This window comes from Paraburkholderia sp. RL17-373-BIF-A, assembly GCF_046030175.1.
GTDB lineage: Bacteria > Pseudomonadota > Gammaproteobacteria > Burkholderiales > Burkholderiaceae > Paraburkholderia.
In genome coordinates this window covers 173,061-192,418 of record NZ_JARESO010000012.1, presented here as the reverse complement: position 1 = coordinate 192,418, position 19,358 = coordinate 173,061, and the positions used below count along the sequence as shown (strand labels likewise).

The 19,358-nt window shown below is 62.7% G+C and carries 25 protein-coding genes and 1 pseudogene; 8 read left to right on the top strand and 18 right to left on the bottom strand.

Annotation, left to right across the window (positions count from 1 at the left end):
• Positions 1-131: 131 nt before the first annotated feature.
• The gene (locus P0D80_RS17600) at positions 132-410 is read left to right on the top strand and encodes a hypothetical protein (protein WP_408285692.1); all 279 of its coding nucleotides are present in this window, start codon (positions 132-134) and stop codon (positions 408-410) included.
• 155 nt (positions 411-565) lie between these two features.
• Here P0D80_RS17600 and P0D80_RS17595 read toward each other — a convergent pair whose 3' ends face one another.
• From P0D80_RS17595 to P0D80_RS17585, 3 genes are all read right to left on the bottom strand, one after another.
• Positions 566-775, bottom strand: coding sequence for a hypothetical protein (locus P0D80_RS17595; RefSeq protein ID WP_132376664.1), 210 nt, complete (start codon positions 773-775; stop codon positions 566-568).
• 225 nt (positions 776-1,000) lie between these two features.
• Complete coding sequence (locus P0D80_RS17590) at positions 1,001-1,753, bottom strand: IclR family transcriptional regulator domain-containing protein (RefSeq protein ID WP_408285691.1); 753 nt, start codon at positions 1,751-1,753, stop codon at positions 1,001-1,003.
• Between the two features lie 300 nt (positions 1,754-2,053).
• Complete coding sequence (locus P0D80_RS17585; protein WP_408176479.1) at positions 2,054-2,146, bottom strand: hypothetical protein; 93 nt, start codon at positions 2,144-2,146, stop codon at positions 2,054-2,056.
• Between P0D80_RS17585 and P0D80_RS17580 the strand changes: the two are divergent.
• A pseudogene (locus tag P0D80_RS17580) lies at positions 2,119-2,752 on the top strand (ATP-binding protein); the annotation flags it as partial. The gene P0D80_RS17585 and the pseudogene P0D80_RS17580 sit on opposite strands and share 28 nt — an antisense overlap.
• Positions 2,753-2,819: 67 nt before the next feature.
• Complete coding sequence (locus P0D80_RS17575) at positions 2,820-3,752, top strand: DMT family transporter (protein WP_408285689.1); 933 nt, start codon at positions 2,820-2,822, stop codon at positions 3,750-3,752.
• Here P0D80_RS17575 and P0D80_RS52025 read toward each other — a convergent pair.
• The 8 genes from P0D80_RS52025 to P0D80_RS17540 all read right to left on the bottom strand — a co-directional run bounded on the left by P0D80_RS52025 (position 3,695) and on the right by P0D80_RS17540 (position 8,296).
• Positions 3,695-3,859, bottom strand: a complete 165-nt coding sequence (locus tag P0D80_RS52025; protein ID WP_494471452.1) for a hypothetical protein — start codon at positions 3,857-3,859, stop codon at positions 3,695-3,697. The two genes, P0D80_RS17575 and P0D80_RS52025, sit on opposite strands and share 58 nt — an antisense overlap.
• The gene (locus P0D80_RS17570; protein WP_132376661.1) at positions 3,837-4,088 is read right to left on the bottom strand and encodes a hypothetical protein; all 252 of its coding nucleotides are present in this window, start codon (positions 4,086-4,088) and stop codon (positions 3,837-3,839) included. Before P0D80_RS17570 ends, P0D80_RS52025 begins: the two co-directional genes overlap by 23 nt.
• Positions 4,085-4,528, bottom strand: coding sequence for a hypothetical protein (locus tag P0D80_RS17565; RefSeq protein ID WP_408285687.1), 444 nt, complete (start codon positions 4,526-4,528; stop codon positions 4,085-4,087). Before P0D80_RS17565 ends, P0D80_RS17570 begins: the two co-directional genes overlap by 4 nt.
• Before the next feature lie 338 nt (positions 4,529-4,866).
• Positions 4,867-5,553 carry a DUF2242 domain-containing protein gene (locus P0D80_RS17560; RefSeq protein WP_408176476.1) on the bottom strand — a complete coding sequence of 229 codons (687 nt, stop codon included), beginning with the start codon at positions 5,551-5,553 and terminating at the stop codon, positions 4,867-4,869.
• A 156-nt stretch (positions 5,554-5,709) separates the two neighbouring features.
• Complete coding sequence (locus tag P0D80_RS17555) at positions 5,710-6,363, bottom strand: lytic transglycosylase domain-containing protein (protein ID WP_408285686.1); 654 nt, start codon at positions 6,361-6,363, stop codon at positions 5,710-5,712.
• A 484-nt stretch (positions 6,364-6,847) separates the two neighbouring features.
• The gene (locus P0D80_RS17550) at positions 6,848-7,018 is read right to left on the bottom strand and encodes a hypothetical protein (protein WP_408285685.1); all 171 of its coding nucleotides are present in this window, start codon (positions 7,016-7,018) and stop codon (positions 6,848-6,850) included.
• 78 nt (positions 7,019-7,096) lie between these two features.
• Positions 7,097-7,240: a hypothetical protein gene (locus P0D80_RS17545; RefSeq protein ID WP_408285683.1), complete on the bottom strand. Its 144-nt coding sequence runs from the start codon at positions 7,238-7,240 to the stop codon at positions 7,097-7,099.
• Positions 7,241-7,312: 72 nt separating this feature from the next.
• A complete protein-coding gene (locus P0D80_RS17540; RefSeq protein ID WP_408285681.1) occupies positions 7,313-8,296 on the bottom strand; it encodes a helix-turn-helix transcriptional regulator in 984 nt (327 codons plus the stop codon).
• A gap of 116 nt (positions 8,297-8,412) precedes the next feature.
• Between P0D80_RS17540 and P0D80_RS17535 the strand changes: the two genes are divergently transcribed.
• The 3 genes from P0D80_RS17535 to P0D80_RS17525 all read left to right on the top strand — a co-directional run bounded on the left by P0D80_RS17535 (position 8,413) and on the right by P0D80_RS17525 (position 10,175).
• Positions 8,413-9,060, top strand: a complete 648-nt coding sequence (locus P0D80_RS17535; RefSeq protein WP_408176473.1) for a glutathione S-transferase family protein — start codon at positions 8,413-8,415, stop codon at positions 9,058-9,060.
• A gap of 178 nt (positions 9,061-9,238) precedes the next feature.
• Complete coding sequence (locus P0D80_RS17530) at positions 9,239-9,499, top strand: DUF6723 family protein (RefSeq protein ID WP_132376655.1); 261 nt, start codon at positions 9,239-9,241, stop codon at positions 9,497-9,499.
• Between the two features lie 73 nt (positions 9,500-9,572).
• Positions 9,573-10,175, top strand: coding sequence for a hypothetical protein (locus P0D80_RS17525; protein WP_408176472.1), 603 nt, complete (start codon positions 9,573-9,575; stop codon positions 10,173-10,175).
• 97 nt (positions 10,176-10,272) lie between these two features.
• Here P0D80_RS17525 and glmS read toward each other — a convergent pair whose 3' ends face one another.
• From glmS to P0D80_RS17500, 5 genes are all read right to left on the bottom strand, one after another.
• Positions 10,273-12,090: a glutamine--fructose-6-phosphate transaminase (isomerizing) gene (gene glmS / locus P0D80_RS17520; RefSeq protein ID WP_132376653.1), complete on the bottom strand. Its 1,818-nt coding sequence runs from the start codon at positions 12,088-12,090 to the stop codon at positions 10,273-10,275.
• 66 nt (positions 12,091-12,156) lie between these two features.
• A complete protein-coding gene (glmU, locus tag P0D80_RS17515; RefSeq protein ID WP_408285678.1) occupies positions 12,157-13,518 on the bottom strand; it encodes a bifunctional UDP-N-acetylglucosamine diphosphorylase/glucosamine-1-phosphate N-acetyltransferase GlmU in 1,362 nt (453 codons plus the stop codon).
• Positions 13,519-13,643: 125 nt separating this feature from the next.
• Positions 13,644-14,654, bottom strand: a complete 1,011-nt coding sequence (gene ttcA / locus P0D80_RS17510; RefSeq protein WP_408285676.1) for a tRNA 2-thiocytidine(32) synthetase TtcA — start codon at positions 14,652-14,654, stop codon at positions 13,644-13,646.
• A gap of 3 nt (positions 14,655-14,657) precedes the next feature.
• Positions 14,658-15,053, bottom strand: coding sequence for a dihydroneopterin aldolase (locus P0D80_RS17505; RefSeq protein WP_012434647.1), 396 nt, complete (start codon positions 15,051-15,053; stop codon positions 14,658-14,660).
• 90 nt (positions 15,054-15,143) lie between these two features.
• Complete coding sequence (locus P0D80_RS17500) at positions 15,144-15,962, bottom strand: SDR family oxidoreductase (RefSeq protein WP_408285674.1); 819 nt, start codon at positions 15,960-15,962, stop codon at positions 15,144-15,146.
• 13 nt (positions 15,963-15,975) lie between these two features.
• Here P0D80_RS17500 and P0D80_RS17495 point away from each other — a divergent pair, with 13 nt between their 5' ends.
• Positions 15,976-17,166 carry a class I SAM-dependent methyltransferase gene (locus P0D80_RS17495; protein WP_408285672.1) on the top strand — a complete coding sequence of 397 codons (1,191 nt, stop codon included), beginning with the start codon at positions 15,976-15,978 and terminating at the stop codon, positions 17,164-17,166.
• Between the two features lie 22 nt (positions 17,167-17,188).
• Positions 17,189-17,383 carry a DUF2905 domain-containing protein gene (locus P0D80_RS17490; RefSeq protein WP_132376648.1) on the top strand — a complete coding sequence of 65 codons (195 nt, stop codon included), beginning with the start codon at positions 17,189-17,191 and terminating at the stop codon, positions 17,381-17,383.
• Between the two features lie 67 nt (positions 17,384-17,450).
• Here P0D80_RS17490 and P0D80_RS17485 read toward each other — a convergent pair whose 3' ends face one another.
• Positions 17,451-18,683, bottom strand: coding sequence for a multifunctional CCA addition/repair protein (locus P0D80_RS17485; RefSeq protein WP_408285671.1), 1,233 nt, complete (start codon positions 18,681-18,683; stop codon positions 17,451-17,453).
• Positions 18,680-19,333: a glutathione S-transferase family protein gene (locus P0D80_RS17480; protein ID WP_408285669.1), complete on the bottom strand. Its 654-nt coding sequence runs from the start codon at positions 19,331-19,333 to the stop codon at positions 18,680-18,682. Before P0D80_RS17480 ends, P0D80_RS17485 begins: the two co-directional genes overlap by 4 nt.
• Positions 19,334-19,358: the final 25 nt, after the last annotated feature.

Sequence of the window (19,358 nt, the reverse complement as noted above, 5' to 3'; positions counted from 1 at the left end):
CGATTCAGAGTCATCCCGGTTCGCATTGCACGTGGCAAACCACGCGCGCGGAAGCTGAACGCCATGCGTTCGCGCGACGCTCGGCGCGATGCGTACAATGCGGGATTACTTATCTGGCAGAGGCCTTCCGTATGGCGATGAAAAAAACCGACCTTGAAAAGAGCAAGGCACTCAAGCTGAACAACGCAATGAAGCTGTCGACCGCCGACCGTTTCGGCAAAGCCGCCGCAGCCGAGCCGAAGCTCGATCGTCGCGAACAGCGCAAGCTCGACCAGGCGCAGGGCCTCGTCGCGTTTGCCTGCAAGCTGAACGGTGATCTGGTGACCGAACTGAAAGAGCGCGCCGCGACCCATCCCGAAGGGATGAGCGGTTTGCTCAACGAAGTCATCAAGCGCGGCCTTGCCGGCTAATCGCCGCAAAAAACCCGCCCAGAATGCAAAAAGGCCAGAGCTCATGCTCTGGCCTTTTTGCTTGCGACGCCTTCATCCGAATCGCGCTGCATTAGCCGGCTAGCGGCGCCGTGCAGTCGACCCGGCGAAGCTGGCCCGAAGAATCGGGCGACAGCTTAGTTTTGCGTGCCCTTGTCGTTCGTGCCAGCTGCCGAAGCAGCTGCCGAAACCGGAGCGCGCTTACCGTGCGTCGTCAGCTTCTTGACGTGATGCTTCTTCGGCGCGCTTGCTGCAGCAGCCGGCGCTGCGTCCGACGCTTGTGCGAAAGCTTGAACAGAAACCAGCGCGATCGAAGCGGCTGCGAGCGAGACGATAACTTTTTTCATGTGTTGTTCCCCAAACCTGGACGACTGAGTCAATGTGAATGAATAAGCTGCACGGTGAAGCAGACAGGGCTTGAGGCGCCTTCCCGCTCCCCGCGGGAGAGTATTACCCAGTGTAGGCGGTTTGTCATGCCCAAAACTCGATATGTATTTTCCGGGAGACAGCTTTGCTTTCGACCCGCTTTCACTCGTTAAGCATCCCGTACCAGGGGATTCACCTAGACCGTGTCAAACGAGGTTGCGCAGCAGGCTGGCGTTCTCCAAAAGGGTCGGCAACACCCGGTGCAGCGCGGCATTGGCCGACTCCTGCCCGATCGGCATGCTGACGCTGATCGCCGCCACGACCGAACCATGCCGGTCGCGCAGCGGCACCGCGACGCCGCGCACGCCCAACTCCAGTTGCTGATCCGTGACCACGTAGCCATTGCGGCGAATTTCGCCGAGTACTTCGCGCAGCTGTTCGATCGTCGAGTAGGTGTGGGGCGTGAACACCTTGATCGGATACGACGCCAGCCACTGCTCGATGTTCTCCGGCGCCTGGAACGCCAGCAGGACCAGTCCCGCCGACGACAACGGCGCGGGCGCGCGCGAGCCGAGCACGAAACCGACCGCCATCGCCCGGTTCACGCCGTTGCGCGCCACGTACACCACATCGTGTTCGGCGAGGATCGCGACCAACGCGGTTTCCTGCACGGTCGCGGTAATGCGCTGGAGGAACGGCTGCACGGTGCGCGGCAAGCGCGCCGAATCCAGATACGACTGGCCGAGCCGCAAGACACGCGGCGCGAGCCAGAACAGCTTGCCGTCGGTATCCACGTAGCCGAGTTCACGCAGCGTCAGCAGATAACGGCGCGCCGCCGTGCGTGACAGACGCGCGCGGCCGGCGACCATGGTGGGCGTCATGCGCGCGTGCTCTTCGTCGAATGCTTCGATGATCGCCAGCGCTTTCGCGGCGCCGGCGATCCAGTCTTTCTCGTCCATTGCGTTTGCCTGAAAATCGGCCGGTCGTTGGGTCAGTCGTGTCCGAGGTCCGTGGCCGACTGGCGCGATTATCGCGCGAGTCGGCTAGAGAACGAACCGCCATGAGCGGATTCAATCATTTGAGGGCTCAGCGCATCTGCTCGGCGACGCGGTGTGACTCGGCGCACTGCCGATATCAGGCTCTCCCGCCAGCCCTTGAACCGCAGTTTGTCATGCGACGATCCCGAGTACCTTGAGAAGACGTCGAAGCGGCATGCCGACATTTCGGATTCCCGATCGACGCACCGCTCAATAGCGCGATCAATAGCGATAAGTCAGTGCCGTAATCGCGAAGTAGTTATTCTTCGACTGCACGATCGGGCTGTTCGCCGAAGCGCCGAGAAGCCGCGTCATGCCGCCAACTCGCGCTGCGCAAAGACGTGCGCGAACTCGATGAACTGGTCACCGAATTGCTGACTTTGAGCCGTCTGGAACAAGGTGCGGGACATCTAATGCTGATGCGCGTGTCGGTGGATGAACTGCTCGATAGCGTGGCCGCGAGCCATGTGCAACGATGTCGTCGACCGCTCGCTGACGCTTTCGGTTTCCACGGGCGGGGCGGCGGTTGCGCAGGCGCCCACGTATCATGTCTGCGATCCCAAGCTGGTCGCGCGTGCGCTGCTGAATCTGATCCGCAACAGAACGCGCTATGCAAAGCGGGCGATTTCGCTGGGCGCGGAAGTCGATGGGACGGGCACGCTGGTGCTGACCGTCGACGATGACGGTCCCGGCATTCCGCTCGCTGATCGTGACCGTGTGTTCGAGCCGTTTCATCGACTTGATTCGAGCCGTGACCGGCATACCGGCGGGTTCGGCCTCGGCCTCGGCCTTGCGATCGTGCGGCGTGTGGCGCTGGTCCATGGCGGAGACGTGCGGCTCGAGTCGGCCGCCTCAGGCGGCGCACGCTTCGTGATGACGCTGCCGGCGTTGACGTTGCCGGCGAACGCGACCTCTAGCTAGCCAGCGCCGCGCCTCTGCCCGGCCACGAGCAACTTGTCACACAACAACCGAATTAGACAGACCACCTTTGAAAAACGAAACCCGCCAACACCTGCGCGCCAATGTCCTGATGCTGATCGCCGCGATGATCTGGGGCTCCGCGTTCGTCGCGCAACGCTTGAGTCTCGACGCGATCGGACCGTTTCTGTTCACCGGCCTGCGCTTCCTGCTAGGCGCGCTGGTCGTGCTGACGCTGATCGTTTGCGTGCGGCGCTCCGCGCTGGCTGAACTGTCGAAGCGCGAACCCGGCGGCGCACGCGAGCTGCTCGGCGCCGGCGCGCTGCTCGGCGTGGTGCTGGCCGCCTCGATTTCATTGCAGCAGATCGGCCTGCAATACACAAAGGTCGCCAACGCGGGTTTCATCAGTTCGCTGTACGTAGTGATCGTGCCGCTGCTGGGCGTGCTATTCAAACATCGCACGGGGATCGGCACGTGGCACGGTGCGGCGCTCGCGGCCGTCGGCATGTATTTCCTGAGTGTCAACGAGCACTTTTCGATGCTGTATGGCGACTGGTATCAGCTCGCCGGCGCGCTCGTGATCTCCATTCAGATGATGCTAGTCGGACGTTTCGCGCTGCGCCACGACACGCTGATGCTCGCGCTCGTGCAGTTCGTGACGTGCGGACTCGCGTGCCTTGTTGTCGGTCTCGCCGTCGAACCGTTCAGCCTCGCGGTGATTGCGCGCGCCGCGCCGACCATCCTGTACGGCGGGGCGCTGTCAGTCGGTATCGCCTACACGATTCAGGTGGTCGCGCAAAAACACGCGGCGCCGTCGCACGCGGCGGTGATCTTCAGCATGGAAGGTGTGTTCGCCGCGCTTGCGGCCTGGCTCGTGCTCGGCGAGACACTGTCGGCGCGCGCGCTGTTCGGATGCGCGCTGATGCTCGCGGGTTTGATCGTGTGTCAGGTGATGCCGGCGTGGCAACGCGGCCGTGAACGCGTGACTCGCGCGTCGTCTTGAGGATGCAGCCAGCCACCCCATTCGACGCCAAAGCGGGCGAGATATTTGCGCAGGCGTTCGGCGTCGTTGGGTTGCTTGCTGCCCTCAGGCCGCCCGCGGATGCGCAAACAAAGCGGGCGTATCGGCGGTTGGCGGAAACACGCACCAGCAGCCGTCGTCGTGACGAAAGAAGAACAACCCGCGCGAGCCCCTCTCGAGCGAAGTCTCGACGCGCACATAACGCCGCCCTCCGAGGCGAGTGCGGCTGAATTCGGTGACGTGAACCGGCGCCGAAGGCTCCGGAGCAAGCCATTTCTCAACCAGAAACCGCAGCGACTGTTCGCTTGCCGTTCTCATGATCCACTCCGGGCCGGCTTGTCCTGGTGCGCGTCGCGCGTGGCGTCGCTATTCTCGTCGCTGTCGGCGAGGTCCGCTTCGTGTTCAGCGGATGCGTGCGCGATGGCCCGATTGGTGGCTGCCGCCCGCAGCGTGCTGCAATGGGTGGCATGTCGGATATCCGAGAGAAGACGGACAAGCTGTCGAGCTGTTCTGCGTTTCATTCCACACCCCCGCACTGCACCAATAACCTCAGAAAACACTTTAACTCTATGCCTGGATCGGGCGTTGCCGAAATGGTTTTGACTAAATAGCAACAGTTGCGCTTGCAAAAAGAGAGACGCAATCTTTGTACCGTCCGTCTTCAATGTGCGCGTCTGGCAGGCAGCGGTCTGTACGGTGGCGAGCGCTTGGGTAACTTGAAAAACTTGCCCGGCAACGGTTGGAGAAACGACTGCCAATGCGAGTTATCCACAATTCCCTATGAATAACTTCGGGATAGCGCATGGAACAGGCTGTGTGCGGAATCTTGATAAGACGGCGCGTCAGGCAAGCCCCGTCAAAGTTATCCCGGTTTGGTAGTTTTTCTACAGACGTGTTCCGCAGGGTTACCAAGTTTGCATGGCGTTGATGTGACGGAAGATTCGGGAGTTATCCACAGAAGGGGTTAACCCTTGTTAACTATTACTACATATATATACGTATGAAGTAAAAGACATAGGATAAGTAATGCTTCGCGATGAGATTGAAGGCTGATCAGGTCTTGACCAGCCTCGACACGCGAACGCCCGCGGACGGGTCAGGGCGCTACGCCGACTCCGCTCGCCGGCTGCACGGACGCCGCCTTGCCGATGGCATCGGGCATCTCGGGAACGGGCACTGGAGCCGTCACTTCGACTGGCACCGGCAGCAGGCGCGTCTCGATGCGGTTATTGGCGACCGGCTGCGTGCGCACCACCGTCTGCAGATAATGATCGACGAGCCCGAAGAAGCGGTCGTAGAACTTGCCCGACGGAATGGTCTCGCTCGAAATCTTGACCATTGCATCGCTGTTCGAACGGATCGGCAATGACAGCGACCCCAGCACGCTCAGTCCGACGCTTGCCGACGTGTCGCTTTTCTTCAGCGCAAAGCCGTTCTGCACCGCATTGACATAGACGATGCTGGTATCGCTCGCTTCTTCTCCCGGCGTACAGACCACGTGAAATTCGACGACCACATGCGTGTCGCCCGTCGGCTGGAAGTTCTTGGTGCCGTCGACGGTATCGTTGCGGGTCATCGTCGTCAGATAGCCCTGGCTCAAGAGCGCCCGGCGCGCGGCCTCGCAGCTATCCGTGGTGCTCGAATTGAAATTGCGTGCGTACGGGCTCGCGCCGGTTTCGAACAATTCCTGCTGGAATTTCGGCTGCGGCGTGCTGCTACAGGCGGCAAGGGTCAGCAGGCCGGCAAACGCGGCGGCTGTGGATCTGGAAAACGAGGTCAACATGGTCGATCGGAAGAGACGCTGCGTCAGCGCGAATGGGAATGCATTGTAGAGCGGTTGCCCTCTCTGCGTAAAAAGGGCGCAACGTGGCGTCTTACGGGACGTGACAATGCATGACCGCGGCTGCGGCTCTGCGGTAGGAAAAGAGACGAATGTCGCTTAGTGTGACGTCGCGGGAAGTCCCGTCGCCGACGTCGCCGCGCCGTTCAATCCGGCGGCATTGACGGCCGGGACGGTGAACGTATCGGCCCAGTTGCCCGGTGCCGCGCAACGGTCAGACGCAGGCCGTGCCGCGCACATGCCGGCCTGCACATCCGATTGTTGCGCAGCGTCTTGCGATGGCGCGACCGCTGCGAAGTCTCCGACGCGCAAGCTCACCTTCTGCGCGTACGCTTGCGATCCGCCGTAGCTCTTGAGCGCGGCGTTCATATCGCCGTTGGCCGAACGCATGTAGCCGTACAGAATCGCCGAGCCCACTTCGATATTCGCGGTTGGCTCGGTGAGGTCCTTGACGTTCCTCAGCAGTCCGCGATGGGCGCCGGGCACGACTTGCATCAGCCCGGTCGCGCCGTTAGCGCCCTTGGCCTTTTCCTTGAAGCGGGATTCGATCGAGATGATCGCCAGCAGGAGCGCCGGCGGGAGGGAATATTTCGAAGCGGCCGATTGCACCGCGTCGGAAATCTTTTGAGCCTTTTCCTTTGCCAGACCGAATTTTTGCGTCAGGTACGCGGACATCCGGTCGGTGTTTTCGTCGGCCGTCGCGGTCTGCATCAGGCCGAGCGAAAGCACCATCAGGCAAAGTAACCGGCTCATAGCGGAGGACGGGAAAGAAAAGGGAATCCGGCCATTATAGCTCTGCCCCCAAATTAGACCCAGAACGAACCGAAATTCGTCTGAAGTATCGTGGCTGGTGGGCTTCTTTCGCATGTCAGTGTGACGGCTTCGGCTTCAGCACGTAGTCGTCGTTCAGCGTCGCCAGGAAAACGGCGACGTCGTCGATATCGCGCTCCGACCAGACCCGACGCTCACCGGCATTGCGTGTGAGCGGTTCGTCGGTCGGGTCGACGTTGACGTGCCGCGCGGCCGGTTAATCGTTGAATTTGTCGACCTTGCCTCGCCCGCAAATCTGGATTGCGTGGCACGCCGAGCGCCTGGAAGTTGAAATCCGTGAATAGCGGATGAGAGCCGTCGACGCCCACCTGATCGATATGGCAGGTGGAGGAATTGCCGCCCGCCGGATTGTCGACCAGTTTTTCCCTCTCAACTCTTGTGCCGTTAGTTGCGATTTATCGTCCAACTAGTAGTCGGACTTGCTTGTGTACGGATGAAATCCCGGATCGTCGAACGCGAACCGTTCGATCGCATACGTGGCGTGCATGGAGGCTTTGGCGCGTTCGACGAAGATGTTCTCACCGAAGACTTCCTTGAAGCGCGCCGCGTACGGCGTCCGCTCCAGTTTCGCGAGCACGGCCGCTGGATCCTTGTCGGCCCGTTCGGATTGAACAGCGCGAAACTCGCCTGATCGTGCGGACGGCTAAAGCGGCCATCACAACCGACACCGCCCACCGGGCGCGTTTCCCGTTTCGCTCAGACGCTCGATCATGCTCGCCGCCTGCGTGTGACTCCACATCGGCGTGCGGTTCAGCACGTAGCGCAGGCCCGGCACGGCGCGCTTGCCTTGCGAACGCATATGCCACCCTACCCAACTGTGCCGCGACGCCGTTGGGCGGCCCGTACACGTGCGACGGGCACTCTCACGCCGTCATTCCGCGTAACGTCGATGCAACGCCGCCGCGACTTCCGACATGCGCGCGCGCAACTCAGGCGGCGCCAGCACCTCGGCCTCGGTGCCGAAGCGCAGCAATTCCGCGCACGCCTGCCTCACGGAACCGACCGGCAGCGTCACGGTGCGCCAACCGTCGACGGAATCCGGTTCGCCAATGATCGCCGCAGAGCGCGCGAACGGCGACACGAAGATTTCCAGCATCCGCATGCCCCAAGGCGACAGACGCAGCCTCGCTTCGCTCGCATGCATTTCTTCGGAGAGACGCTGCGTGCTGTCCTGCCAGTAGGCGGCGAGATCGAATGCGGGCGGCCGCTCAAACGTCTCGTCCAGCAAGCTCAATTCGAGAATGCGTGAAATGCGGTAGATGCGCACGTCCGGCGCGACGCGCCCGACCACATACCACGCGCCGCTTTTCAGCACGATGCCAAGCGGTTCGATCCGGCGAAACTTCTCCGCTTTCCAACTCTGATAGCGAATCTCCAGCGGATGCTGCTCCCACACCGCACGCGCGATCGACGGCAGATAAGCGGGCTCGTCCGCGTCCGAAAACCACGCTGGCGCATCGAGATGAAAACGCGAGCGCATGCGCTCCGCGGTCGAGCGCAATTCGACCGGCAGCGCGGCCAGCAACTTGGTCTGCGCGCCGGCCATCACCGCGCCCAGGCCGAGCGCCTGCATCGGTCCCGGCAGGCCACCGAGAAACAGCGACTCCGCTTCCTGCGAGGACAAGCCGTTCAGCCGCGTGCGGTAGCCGTCGAGCAGGCGATAGCCGCCTTCCGACCCGCGCTCGCTATGAACCGGGACGCCTGCAGCGCTCAGGGCGTCGATATCGCGATAGATCGTGCGCAGAGAAACCGCGCAGTCGTCGGCGAGCGACTGCGCTGTGACGCGGCCACGCGCCTGCAGCGTCATCAGGATGGAAAGAAGGCGGCTCGCTCTCATGCGGACAAGTGTAGTCATACCTGACACAAACTGACAGGTATGGACGCTTAGGATGAACGCATCCCCCCGGCGCTTCGTTGCTGCCTCAAAGCCGGTTTTTTCGTCCACCACGCACATTCGGGAAGGCTCAAGTCATGACCACAGACCGCACGATCACCCTGTTCCACTCGCCGCAATGCCGCTCCATCAGCGCGCTCACGCTGCTGGAAGAGCTCGGCGCGCCGTACCAGTTGAAGGTGCTGAACATGAAAGCCGGCGAGCAGCGCAAAGCGCCCTATCTCGCCATCAATCCGCTCGGTAAAGTGCCGGCGATTCTCCACGGCGACGCGCTGGTCACCGAACAGGTCGCCATCTTCATCTATCTGGCGGACCTCTTTCCTGAAGCCGGTCTCGCGCCGGCGCTCGATGATCCGTCTCGCGGGCCGTATCTGCGCTGGCTGGTGTACTACGCGGCCTGCTACGAACCGGCGCTGGTCGACAAAGCAATGAAGCGTGAACCCGCTCCGCCCTCCACTTCGCCCTACGGCGATTTCGATTCGATGCTCGCAACGGTAACGAGTCAGTTGCAGGCCGCGCCTTATTTGCTCGGGGACACGATGTCGGCGGCGGATATTTTGTGGGGCATCGCCTTGCATTGGGGAATGATGTTCAAGCTGGTGCCCGAAACGCCGGCCTTGCTTGAGTATGTCGAACGCATTTGCTCGCGCCCGAGCTTCGTGGGCGTGAACGAGCGAGACGTCGCGCTAGCGGCCGAGCACGCGGCGGCAGTCAAAGACGCTTGAAGATGGCGGCGAGCGGCCGTGTTGCCGGCCACCGCTCGGCGCGCGTGTTGGCTCGCCGGTTGAATCCGCCCGGATTTGAGACAATGAAGCCCGCCGGCGAATATCCTCCCCGGACAACCGGGTGTAGGCTTGGCATTCGTGCCGGTGCCGGCCCATCGAACAAGAGATGTTTTCAGGTATGAGCAAGACCGCATTCATTCCCAGCGTCCCCGCGACGTCGGAGGACGATTTTGAAATTTCGGCCACGTCGAAACTGGCCGGCTACCGGCGTTTCTTCGGCGTGTTGAAAGTGGTTCGAACCACCGACGGACGCGTGCTGTTTCCGTTCGACGGCGCGCCCGAACTCGGGCCGTACGCGACCAAGCTGGAAGCAGTCGCTGCGGCGCAGGTGTACGGCGAACATATCGTCATCAGCGATCTGGCGCGGCCGGAGTTGTAAGCGCGAGTGCGTGGCCGGTTTTGCGTTGGCCGCTTGCGTTGACCGCTGGTAGCGATCACTTCGGGAGCAGCGAATGACCTGTGCGCGCAAAGTCGGATCATCGGCCGCTGTCATGTGGCGTGCGGCTTCTCTCGTGAGCGTGCTCGCCGCGACGCTCTGTCAATCGAGCTTCGCGCAGGATGCCGACGCTCCCGCCGGACAACAGGCGCTGGGACGCGCCGAAGTGATTCACGCGCAAGTCCGCGTGGTCGCAATCAATACCGTCACGAATAGCGTCACGCTGCGTGGTCCGCGCGGCAATCTCGCTGACGTGGACGTCAATCCTGCCCTCGCCGATGTCAGCCGGCTCAAGATCGGCGACAAGCTCAACGTTGCGTATCAGCAGGCGCTGCTGGTCAACATCGACAAGCTCGCGACCAAGGGTGTGCGCGAACGCGTGGAGACGACCGCGGCGATACCGGCTTCGGCGGGCTACGCGTCGTCGGCGCATAGCGTGAAAGTGGTCGCGACGGTGATGAAGATCGACCGCAAGACCCGCATGGTCACGCTGCGTGGCCCCAAGCATCAGCAGGTGCTCAGGGCCGCGAAGGGGATTTCGCTCGATCGGTTGAAAGTCGGCGATAGCGTGCGAGCGGAGTTTGTTTCGGCGGCGGCGGTGGAGTTGGTGAGGGAGTGAGAGTGAGGTTCGTGGGCCACCGACCGTAGGCGCGAAAAAAAGCCACTTGTGAACGACAGGTGGCTTTTTTCCAGCAATAGAGCAAGCAACAGCTACCTCACTCCACTGTCACCGACTTCGCCAGATTCCGCGGCTTGTCCACATCCGTACCCCGCGCACACGCCGTGTGATACGCCAGCAACTGCAGCGGCACCACATGCAAGATCGGCGACAACAATCCGTAGTGCTCCGGCATCCGGATCACATGCAAACCTTCGTCGTTAACGATCTTCGTATCCGCATCGGCGAACACATACAGCTCACCGCCGCGCGCGCGCACTTCCTGAATATTCGACTTCAGCTTTTCCAGCAGCGCGTCGTTCGGCGCCACCGTCACCACCGGCATCGCCTCCGTCACAAGCGCGAGCGGCCCATGCTTCAACTCGCCAGCCGGATAAGCCTCGGCGTGAATATACGAAATCTCCTTGAGCTTCAGCGCGCCTTCGAGTGCGATCGGGTAGTGCAAGCCACGCCCGAGGAACAGGGCATGTTCCTTGCGCGAAAACTCTTCCGACCACGCGATGATCTGCGGCTCCAGCGCCAGCACGCTATTCAATGCCGCCGGCAAGTGGCGCAGTTGCTTCAGGTACACCGCTTCCTGCTGTTCACTCACACGGCCGCGCATCTTGCCCAGCGTCGCCGCCAGCACGAATAGCGCAACCAGTTGCGTCGTGAACGCCTTGGTCGACGCCACGCCGATCTCGCGGCCCGCGTGCGTCAGGAACGAGAACTCCGTCTGACGCACCATCGCGCTCGTACCGACGTTGCAGACCGCCAGCGTATGTTTGTGGCCGAGTTCCTGCGCGTGCTTGAGCGCCGCGAGCGTGTCCGCCGTTTCGCCCGACTGCGAGATCACCACTACCAGCGACTTCGGGTTCGGCACCGACTCACGGTAGCGATACTCGCTGGCGATTTCCACCTGAGTCGGAATCTTGGCGATCGATTCGAGCCAGTACTTCGCGGTCAGCCCCGAGTAGTAGCTGGTGCCGCACGCAAGGATCAGCAGGCTGTCGATCTCCGCGAACACCTTCTCCGCGCCCTCGCCGAACAGCGAGGCATCGAACGAATCGGCTTGCGGGATCGTGTCGGTAATCGCGCGCGGCTGCTCGAAGATTTCCTTCTGCATGAAGTGGCGATACGGGCCGAGTTCGACCGCGCCGCCATACGCCGCCACTTGGCGCACTTCGCGCTGCGCTTCATTGCCGTCGCGATCGGCAATGCGCACACCTTCGAGCGACAGTTCGCAGACATCGCCTTCTTCGAGGAAGATGAACCGTTCAGTGCTGCCCGCGAGCGCCAACGCGTCCGAAGCGAGGAAGTTCTCGCCGTTGCCGAGCCCGACCACCAGCGGCGAACCCTGCCGCGCGCCGACCACCGTATGCGGCTGATCCTTATGCAACACGGCGATCGCATACGCGCCGTGCAATTGCCCGACGGCTTCACGCACCGCCGCGAACAGATCGCCGTGGTACAGGCTGTGAATCAGATGCGCGATAACCTCTGTGTCGGTCTGCGAGACGAACGTGTAACCCTTGCCGCGCAACATTTCGCGCAGCGTTTCGTAGTTCTCGATGATGCCGTTGTGTACCAACGCAAGCGCATCTTTCGAGAAGATCGGGTGCGCGTTGTCCGTAACCGGCGCGCCGTGCGTCGCCCAACGCGTATGGGCGATACCCGTGATGCCTTCGAGATGACTCTCGCGCACCTGTTCGTCGAGATCGGCCACCCGCGCCACGCTGCGCGCGCGGCGCGGACCGTCTGCGCCAAGCACGGCCACGCCGCACGAATCGTAGCCGCGATACTCGAGGCGACGCAGTCCTTCGATGAGGACGGGAACGATATTACGTTGCGCTACCGCGCCGACAATGCCACACATGGCTCATTCCTTTTCAGTGCTAGTGCTGCGTTTCAGGGAGCGCGCGTTGAGCGCGCGTCATGACCATCAGCTCTTTTTCTTGGTCGGGCGCACGTAGCCCGTTTTGCTCGTTTGCGTCTTGTCGTTCAGGACCAGCGCGTCGGCCTCAACGTCCTTCCAGACCGTGGTGCCCGCCGCGATCGTCACGCCGCGCTTCACGCGCACCGGCGCAACCAGTTGCGTATCCGAACCGACGAAAACGTCGTCTTCGATGATCGTGCGGAATTTGTTCGCGCCGTCGTAGTTGCACGTGATGGTGCCCGCGCCGATGTTCACGCGCGCGCCGATATCCGCGTCGCCGATATACGTGAGGTGATTCGCTTTCGAACCGTGGCCGAGCACCGCGTTCTTCACCTCGACGAAGTTGCCGACATGCGACTCGTCGTGCAGCGACGCGCCGGGACGCAACCGCGCATACGGTCCGAGCACGACATTCGCGCCGACTTCGGCGCCTTCGATGTGCGTGAACGCGTCGACGCGCGTACCGGCGCCGATGTTCGCATCGCGGATGACGCAGTTCGGCCCGATGGTGACGTTCTCAGCCAGCGTCACGCGGCCTTCGAACACGCAATTCACGTCGATCGACACATCGCGGCCGCATTCGAGCGTGCCACGCACATCCAGCCGCGCCGGATCGGCGAGCGTCACGCCCGCGACCAGCAGCGCATCCGCCACGTTGTGCTGATGAATCCGCTCGAGTTCGGCAAGCTGCTGCTTGCTGTTCACGCCGAGCGTTTCCCACTCGTCGTCCGGCTGCGTGGTGACGACTTCAAGGCCTGCTTCGATCGCCATCTCGACCGCGTCGGTCAGATAGAACTCGCCTTGTGCATTGTCGTTCTTCAGCGCGGCAAGCCAGCCGCCCAGACGCTCGGTCGGCGCGACGATGATGCCGGTGTTGATCTCGGCGATCTCGAGTTGCTCGGGCGTCGCGTCTTTCTGCTCGACGATGCGCGCCACTTTGCCTTGCGCATCACGCACGATGCGGCCATAGCCGCTCGGGTCCGCGAGCGTGACGGTGAGCACGCCGTAGCCGCCCTGCCCCGCACGCTCGGTCAGCGCCTGCAGTGTGCCGGCGCGCGTGAGCGGCACGTCGCCGTATAGCACCAGCGTAGGCGCGGACGGATCGAGCAGCGGCAACGCCTGCTGCACCGCGTGGCCCGTGCCGAGCTGCTGTTCCTGCACGGCGAACTGCACGTCCGGCGCGGCGACGGCCTTGCGCACGGCTTCGGCGCCGTGGCCGATCACCACCACGAGATGCGTGGGTTTGAGCGTGCGAGCCGTGTCGATGACGTGAGCGAGGAGCGGCCGGCCAGCCAGGGGATGAAGCACCTTGGGCAGCGCGGACCGCATGCGCTTGCCGGTGCCTGCCGCCAAAATCACAATGTTCATGGCACGGCAAATAGACGAGTTTGGAGGCGTCGATTCTAACACGCACCCTCTAGCGAAAAAGGCCGCTGTGGCGGCCTTGATGCGTACTGCAATGTGCGGAAACACCCATACGGCGAGTGTTTTCGTCAAAGATCGCCGAACTGGACGATGGAGATCGATTTTGTTGCGCTGGGCATCGCGCCGTCGCCGGCATCGGTCGAACACGGCTCCTCGTCGAAGGCGATATCGCCTTGCGAATCGGCCTCGCCGGTCGCACGCAGGCCCGCGAACGGGAACAGCTTGTGATCCATCAAATGCGAGGGCACGACGTTCGACAATGCATTGAACATGTTTTCGATGCGACCCGGGAAGCGCTTCTCCCAATCGCGAACCAGCGCCTTCATTTCCGCGCGCTTCAGATTCGGCTGGCTGCCGCACAAGTTGCACGGAATGATCGGAAATTCGCGCAGCTCGGCGTACTTCTCAAGATCGGTTTCCTTCACGTAGGCGAGCGGGCGGATCACGATATTCTTGCCGTCGTCGGATTGCAGCTTGGGTGGCATGCCCTTCAGCTTGCCGCCGTAGAACATGTTCAGCAGCAGCGTTTGCAGAATGTCGTCGCGATGATGGCCGAGCGCGATCTTGGTCGCGCCGAGCTCGCCGGCGACGCGGTAAAGAATGCCGCGCCGCAGCCGCGAGCACAGCGAACAGGTGGTCTTGCCTTCCGGTACCAGCCGCTTGACGATGCTGTACGTATCCTGATTCTCGATGTGAAACGGAATGTCGAGCTGCTTCAGATACCCGGGCAGCACGTGCTCGGGAAAACCGGGCTGCTTCTGGTCCAGATTCACCGCGACGATATCGAAGTTGATCGGCGCACGCTCGCGCAGCCGCATCAGAATTTCGAGCATCGCGTAGCTGTCCTTGCCGCCCGACAGACACACCATGACCTTGTCGCCGTCCTCGATCATGTTGAAGTCGCCGATCGCCTGGCCGACCTGGCGCGCGAGCCGCTTGAACAGCTTGTTGTTCTCGTACGCTTCCTTCTGTTCGCGGCGCGTGAGCGGCGACTTGGCGCGCGAGGCGGCTTGCGTGGCCTCGGTTGCGGCAGCGGCTTCGGCGGTTGCGGCGCCGTTCAGGATCTCCGGAGCATTCATGGCTCAATCCTCTTTGATGCGGAAGACTTCGACGCCCACCGCGTCGCAGTCAGGATAAACGTCCGGCTTTTCCGTCGACACCCGCGCGGCCCGCACTTGCGGATGCTCGAGCATGGTCTTGACGAGGTCGTCGCAGAGCGTTTCCTGCAAATGGATGTGGCCTTGCTCGACGCGTCGCGAAATGGTCGAGCGCATGAAGTCATAGTCGACCACTTCGTTCAGCTTGTCCTGAACCGGCGTGGACAGCGCGAGCGGCACGAACAGTTCGACGTTGATCACGACGCGCTGTTCGCCGCGCTTTTCGAAGTCGTGCACGCCGATGTTGATGTGCACTTCGTAATTGCGCAGAAAAAGCCGGCGGCAATCGGCGAGCCGGGGATGCGAAAGAGCGGCAAACATGTTCGTTCCAGTCGAAAAAAGCGTGCGGAGCACGCAAAGGGGCGCTTCACAGCGCGGCGGCCGCCGCTACGACGGCTGGCCGCGCGCGCTTCAGGCGCCCGTCAAAAACATAACGTCGCGCGGCAGCGGCACGAGGTGCTGCCCGCCGTCGACCACCAGCGTCGTTCCGGTGACGCCCGCTGCATCCGCGAGATACAGCGCGGCGGCGACAATATCCTCGGCCCGCGACGCGCGGCCCAAGGGCGTAGTACGGTGAGCGGCCGCGAAACCGTCCGTCGTTTGATCGCCGGACTGCATCGTCAGACCGGGTGCGAGCCCGACCACGCGCACTTTCGGCGCCAATGCCTGCGCCAGCGCGATCGTGGCTGTCTGCAACGCCGCCTTGGTCAGCGTGTACGACAGATAGTCCGGGTTCATGTTGTACAGCTTCTGATCCAGCACGTTGATGACGACGCTGCGCAGGCGTTCATCCGTGCGCGCGGCTTCCGGCGTGGCCTCGAACAGCCTGCGCGCCAGCACCAGCGGCGCGCCGACGTTCATCGCGGTCAGTTTCAGCAGCAAGTCGTAACTGACGGTCTGCGCCGTGTCCTCTTCGAAGCGCGACGCATTGTTGACGATACACGACGGCCGGCCCAAGGCATCGATACAAGCCGGCAAAAGCCGCTCGACCTGGGCCTCGTCGCCCAGTTCTGCCTGCAAAGCGACTGCCCGGCGGCCCAAGGCGGTGATTTCAGCGACCAGTTCGTCGGCCTCTTCCCGCGAGGCGCCGTAGTGGACGGCCACGTCCCAGCCACGCGCGGCAAAGCCGAGCGCGAGCGCCCGCCCGATACGGCGGGCGGCGCCGGTAATCAGCACGACGCGCGGCGTTTCGGGCGCGCGGGGGGCGGCGGTGTCCAGAGAGGCGGTCATTTACAATGCGGGGATGAATCCGAAAGCTCACCAACCCGATAGTTTACCTGCTCCCGGCCCGAGCGCGCTTGCGCAGTCCGAAGCGCTGATCGCGCAGATCCGAACGGAGCTCGACGCCGCCGGCGGCTGGCTGCCGTTCGACCGCTACATGGAACGTGCGCTGTATGCGCCGGGGCTCGGCTATTACAGCGGCGGCGCCCGCAAATTCGGGCTGCGCGGCGACGACGGCAGCGACTTCGTCACCGCTCCGGAACTGTCGCCGCTGTTTGCCGCGACGCTTGCCCGCCCGGTTGCGGAAGCCTTGCAGGCGAGCGGCACGCGCGACGTGATGGAATTCGGCGCCGGCACGGGCAAACTCGCCGCCGGCTTGCTCAACGCGCTCGACGCTTTGGATGCGGAATTCGACAGCTATTCGATCGTGGATCTGTCGGGCGAGCTCCGCGAGCGCCAACGCGAGACGATCGAGGCCGCTGCGCCCGCGCTCGCGGCCAAAGTGCGCTGGCTGGATGCTTTGCCGGAGCGCTTTGAAGGCGTGGTAATCGGCAACGAGGTGCTGGACGCGATGCCGGTGCGCTTGTTCGCCTTCACCGGCGGCGCGTGGCTCGAGCGCGGCGTGGTATGGCGCGACGACGCGTTCGCCTTCGACGATCGGCCTGTGTCCGCCGCTGCGGACCTCGCGCTGCTGTCGGAAATCGAAACCACCGGCGAAGACTACGTGACCGAAACGCACGAAGCCGCGAGCGCATTCACACGCACGATCTGCACGATGCTCGCACGCGGCGCGGCTTTCTTCATCGACTATGGCTTTCCGCGCCACGAGTACTACCATACGCAGCGTGCGCAAGGCACGTTGATGTGCCACTACCGGCACCGGGCGCACGGCGATCCTTTCCTCTATCCGGGCTTGCAGGACATCACGGCGCACGTGGAATTCACTGGCATCGCCGAAGCCGGCGTCGAGACGGGCGCGGACTTGCTGGGCTTTACGTCGCAAGCGCGGTTTCTGCTGAATGCCGGGATTACCGAGGCGTTATCTCGAATCGATCCTACGGACACGGCGAGATATCTGCCTGCGGCGAATGCGGTGCAGAAGTTGTTGTCGGAGGCGGAGATGGGCGAGCTATTCAAGGTGATCGCGTTTTCGCGCGGACTGGATGACACGCTGCAAGCGTTTTCCAGTGGCGACCGGTCGCATACGCTATGAAGTTTTGCTTCAGGAATTGGCCATGATCCGCTGGCTGTTGACTACGTTTATCGCGGTGGCGGTGTTGTCGTCTTGCTGGCCGTGGCTTAGGAAGATCGGCATTGGGCGCCTGCCGGGCGATGTGACTTTGCGGATCTTTGGGCGGGAGTACCCGTTTCCGTTTATGTCGACGTTGGTGTTGTCGATGGTGCTTTCGCTTCTGGCCAGATTGCTCTAGGTTGCCATTGACGGCAGCGGCAAAGAAGCAGGCTCCAAGCCGCCGCCCAAGACGTCAAAAAACGGACTTAGCCGATCGCCGCTTCCACAGCCCTGACCCGCTCCTGATGCACGGCATCCTTGATCCCAGCGGGTGCATCGACAAGCCGCTTAGCCACAGCACCGGCATCCACGCCACGCGCAGCGACCAGCGCGACTCTCAACCGCTCAGCCTGCGGATAATCCCGCATCTCAAACCCAAGCCGCCCGCGAGCATCCGCCTCGCACGCCTGCAAGGCTTCGGCGAAACGCGCGGGTTTGCGGATCGCATCGCTGCGTTCAAGCAGCCTCACCAGCGCCGCGGCCCCCATCTCCATCACACGATGAATATTGCCGTGTTCACGCGCAACCAGCACCGCAAGATCGCGGCAATCGTTCGGCACCCGCAGCCGCTCGCATAACGGCTTCAGCAGATCCACGCTGCGGCCCTCGTGGCCGATATGCCGCGGCAGCACGTCTTCGGGCGTAGTCGCCTTGCCGAGGTCATGGGCCAGCGCGGCGAACCGAACCGGCAACGCATAGCCCTGCTGCGCGGCATGATCGACCACCATCATCACGTGCACGCCCGTGTCCACTTCCGGGTGATAGTCGGCGCGTTGCGGCACGCCGAACAGCGCGTCGATTTCCGGCAGAATCCGCGCCAACGCGCCGCAGTCCCGCAGCACCTCGAACATGCGCGACGGCTTCTTCTCCATCAAGCCGCGCGACACTTCCTGCCACACGCGTTCGGCCACCAGCGCGTCCACTTCGCCGTCGGCCACCATCTTGCGCATGAGCGTCAATGTCTCCGGCGCGACCGTGAAATCGACAAAGCGCGCCGCAAACCGCGCGATCCGTAGAATCCGCACGGGGTCTTCAAGAAACGCATCGCTGACGTGGCGAAACAGACGCGCCTGCAAATCACCCTGGCCGTTGAACGGGTCGATCACCGCGCCGGTCAACTCGCCGTCCGGACGCACCTCGCGCGCCATGGCGTTAATGGTCAGATCGCGGCGCGCCAGGTCTTCTTCGAGCGTGACGTCCGGCGCATAGAAGAACTGGAAGCCGTGATAGCCGGCCGCCGTCTTGCGCTCCGTGCGCGCGAGCGCGTATTCCTCGTGCGTCTGCGGATGCAGGAACACCGGAAAATCTTTGCCCACCGGACGGTAGCCTTGCGCCACCATCTGCTCCGGCGTCGCGCCGACCACCACGTAATCACGGTCCTGCACCGGGACGCCCAGCAACTCGTCGCGGATCGCGCCGCCTACTGCGTAGATGTTCATGGGCAGTCGTCTTGATACGGAACCGTGTGCGTTTCGCTCAGCGAGTCGTCGATCCACGCTTTCACCGCCGGCAGTTCCGTCACGCGCCGCACGTAAGCTCGGGATACTTCCGACAGCGCCGGCTGCCACGTGTTAAAGCGCATCACGACCGGCGCGTACATCGCGTCGGCAATGCTGAACTCACCGAATAAAAACGGGCCGCCGTAGGTGTCGAGACAGTCGCGCCAGATTGCCTCGATACGCGCGATATCAGCCAACGCGCCCGGTGTCGCGTTCTTGCCCGGGAACGACGCGCGAATGTTCATCCACATGTTCGAACGCAGTTCGCCGAAGCCCGAATGCATTTCCGCGCTCACGCTGCGCGCGCGGCTGCGCGCGGCCGCGTTGCGCGGCCAGAGCGCATGTTGAGGAAATCGCTCAGCCAGCGTTTCGGCGATCGCCAGCGAATCCCAGGTGGCCGAACCGTCGTCGTTGACCAAACATGGGATCTTGCCCGGACCCGACGGCGCAAGTGCCAGCACTCTCGCATTGGTGTCCGGCTGATTCAGGTGGATCAGCACTTCTTCGAACGGAATGCCGAAGTGTCTGAATAGCAGCCACGGCCGCATCGACCATGATGAGTAATTCTTGTCACCAATAAGCAGCTTCATGCTTTGTATAAGGAATGAGAGAAAA

Coding starts and splice junctions, on each gene's coding strand:
- P0D80_RS17600 (WP_408285692.1), top strand. CDS start 132: ATGGCGATGAAAAAAACCGACCTTGAAAAGAGCAAGGCACTCAAGCTG.
- P0D80_RS17595 (WP_132376664.1), bottom strand. CDS start 775: ATGAAAAAAGTTATCGTCTCGCTCGCAGCCGCTTCGATCGCGCTGGTT.
- P0D80_RS17590 (WP_408285691.1), bottom strand. CDS start 1,753: ATGGACGAGAAAGACTGGATCGCCGGCGCCGCGAAAGCGCTGGCGATC.
- P0D80_RS17585 (WP_408176479.1), bottom strand. CDS start 2,146: ATGACGCGGCTTCTCGGCGCTTCGGCGAACAGCCCGATCGTGCAGTCG.
- P0D80_RS17570 (WP_132376661.1), bottom strand. CDS start 4,088: ATGAGAACGGCAAGCGAACAGTCGCTGCGGTTTCTGGTTGAGAAATGG.
- P0D80_RS17560 (WP_408176476.1), bottom strand. CDS start 5,553: ATGTTGACCTCGTTTTCCAGATCCACAGCCGCCGCGTTTGCCGGCCTG.
- P0D80_RS17555 (WP_408285686.1), bottom strand. CDS start 6,363: ATGAGCCGGTTACTTTGCCTGATGGTGCTTTCGCTCGGCCTGATGCAG.
- P0D80_RS17545 (WP_408285683.1), bottom strand. CDS start 7,240: ATGCGTTCGCAAGGCAAGCGCGCCGTGCCGGGCCTGCGCTACGTGCTG.
- P0D80_RS17540 (WP_408285681.1), bottom strand. CDS start 8,296: ATGACTACACTTGTCCGCATGAGAGCGAGCCGCCTTCTTTCCATCCTG.
- P0D80_RS17535 (WP_408176473.1), top strand. CDS start 8,413: ATGACCACAGACCGCACGATCACCCTGTTCCACTCGCCGCAATGCCGC.
- P0D80_RS17530 (WP_132376655.1), top strand. CDS start 9,239: ATGAGCAAGACCGCATTCATTCCCAGCGTCCCCGCGACGTCGGAGGAC.
- P0D80_RS17525 (WP_408176472.1), top strand. CDS start 9,573: ATGACCTGTGCGCGCAAAGTCGGATCATCGGCCGCTGTCATGTGGCGT.
- glmS (WP_132376653.1), bottom strand. CDS start 12,090: ATGTGTGGCATTGTCGGCGCGGTAGCGCAACGTAATATCGTTCCCGTC.
- glmU (WP_408285678.1), bottom strand. CDS start 13,518: ATGAACATTGTGATTTTGGCGGCAGGCACCGGCAAGCGCATGCGGTCC.
- ttcA (WP_408285676.1), bottom strand. CDS start 14,654: ATGAATGCTCCGGAGATCCTGAACGGCGCCGCAACCGCCGAAGCCGCT.
- P0D80_RS17505 (WP_012434647.1), bottom strand. CDS start 15,053: ATGTTTGCCGCTCTTTCGCATCCCCGGCTCGCCGATTGCCGCCGGCTT.
- P0D80_RS17500 (WP_408285674.1), bottom strand. CDS start 15,962: ATGACCGCCTCTCTGGACACCGCCGCCCCCCGCGCGCCCGAAACGCCG.
- P0D80_RS17495 (WP_408285672.1), top strand. CDS start 15,976: ATGAATCCGAAAGCTCACCAACCCGATAGTTTACCTGCTCCCGGCCCG.
- P0D80_RS17490 (WP_132376648.1), top strand. CDS start 17,189: ATGATCCGCTGGCTGTTGACTACGTTTATCGCGGTGGCGGTGTTGTCG.
- P0D80_RS17485 (WP_408285671.1), bottom strand. CDS start 18,683: ATGAACATCTACGCAGTAGGCGGCGCGATCCGCGACGAGTTGCTGGGC.
- P0D80_RS17480 (WP_408285669.1), bottom strand. CDS start 19,333: ATGAAGCTGCTTATTGGTGACAAGAATTACTCATCATGGTCGATGCGG.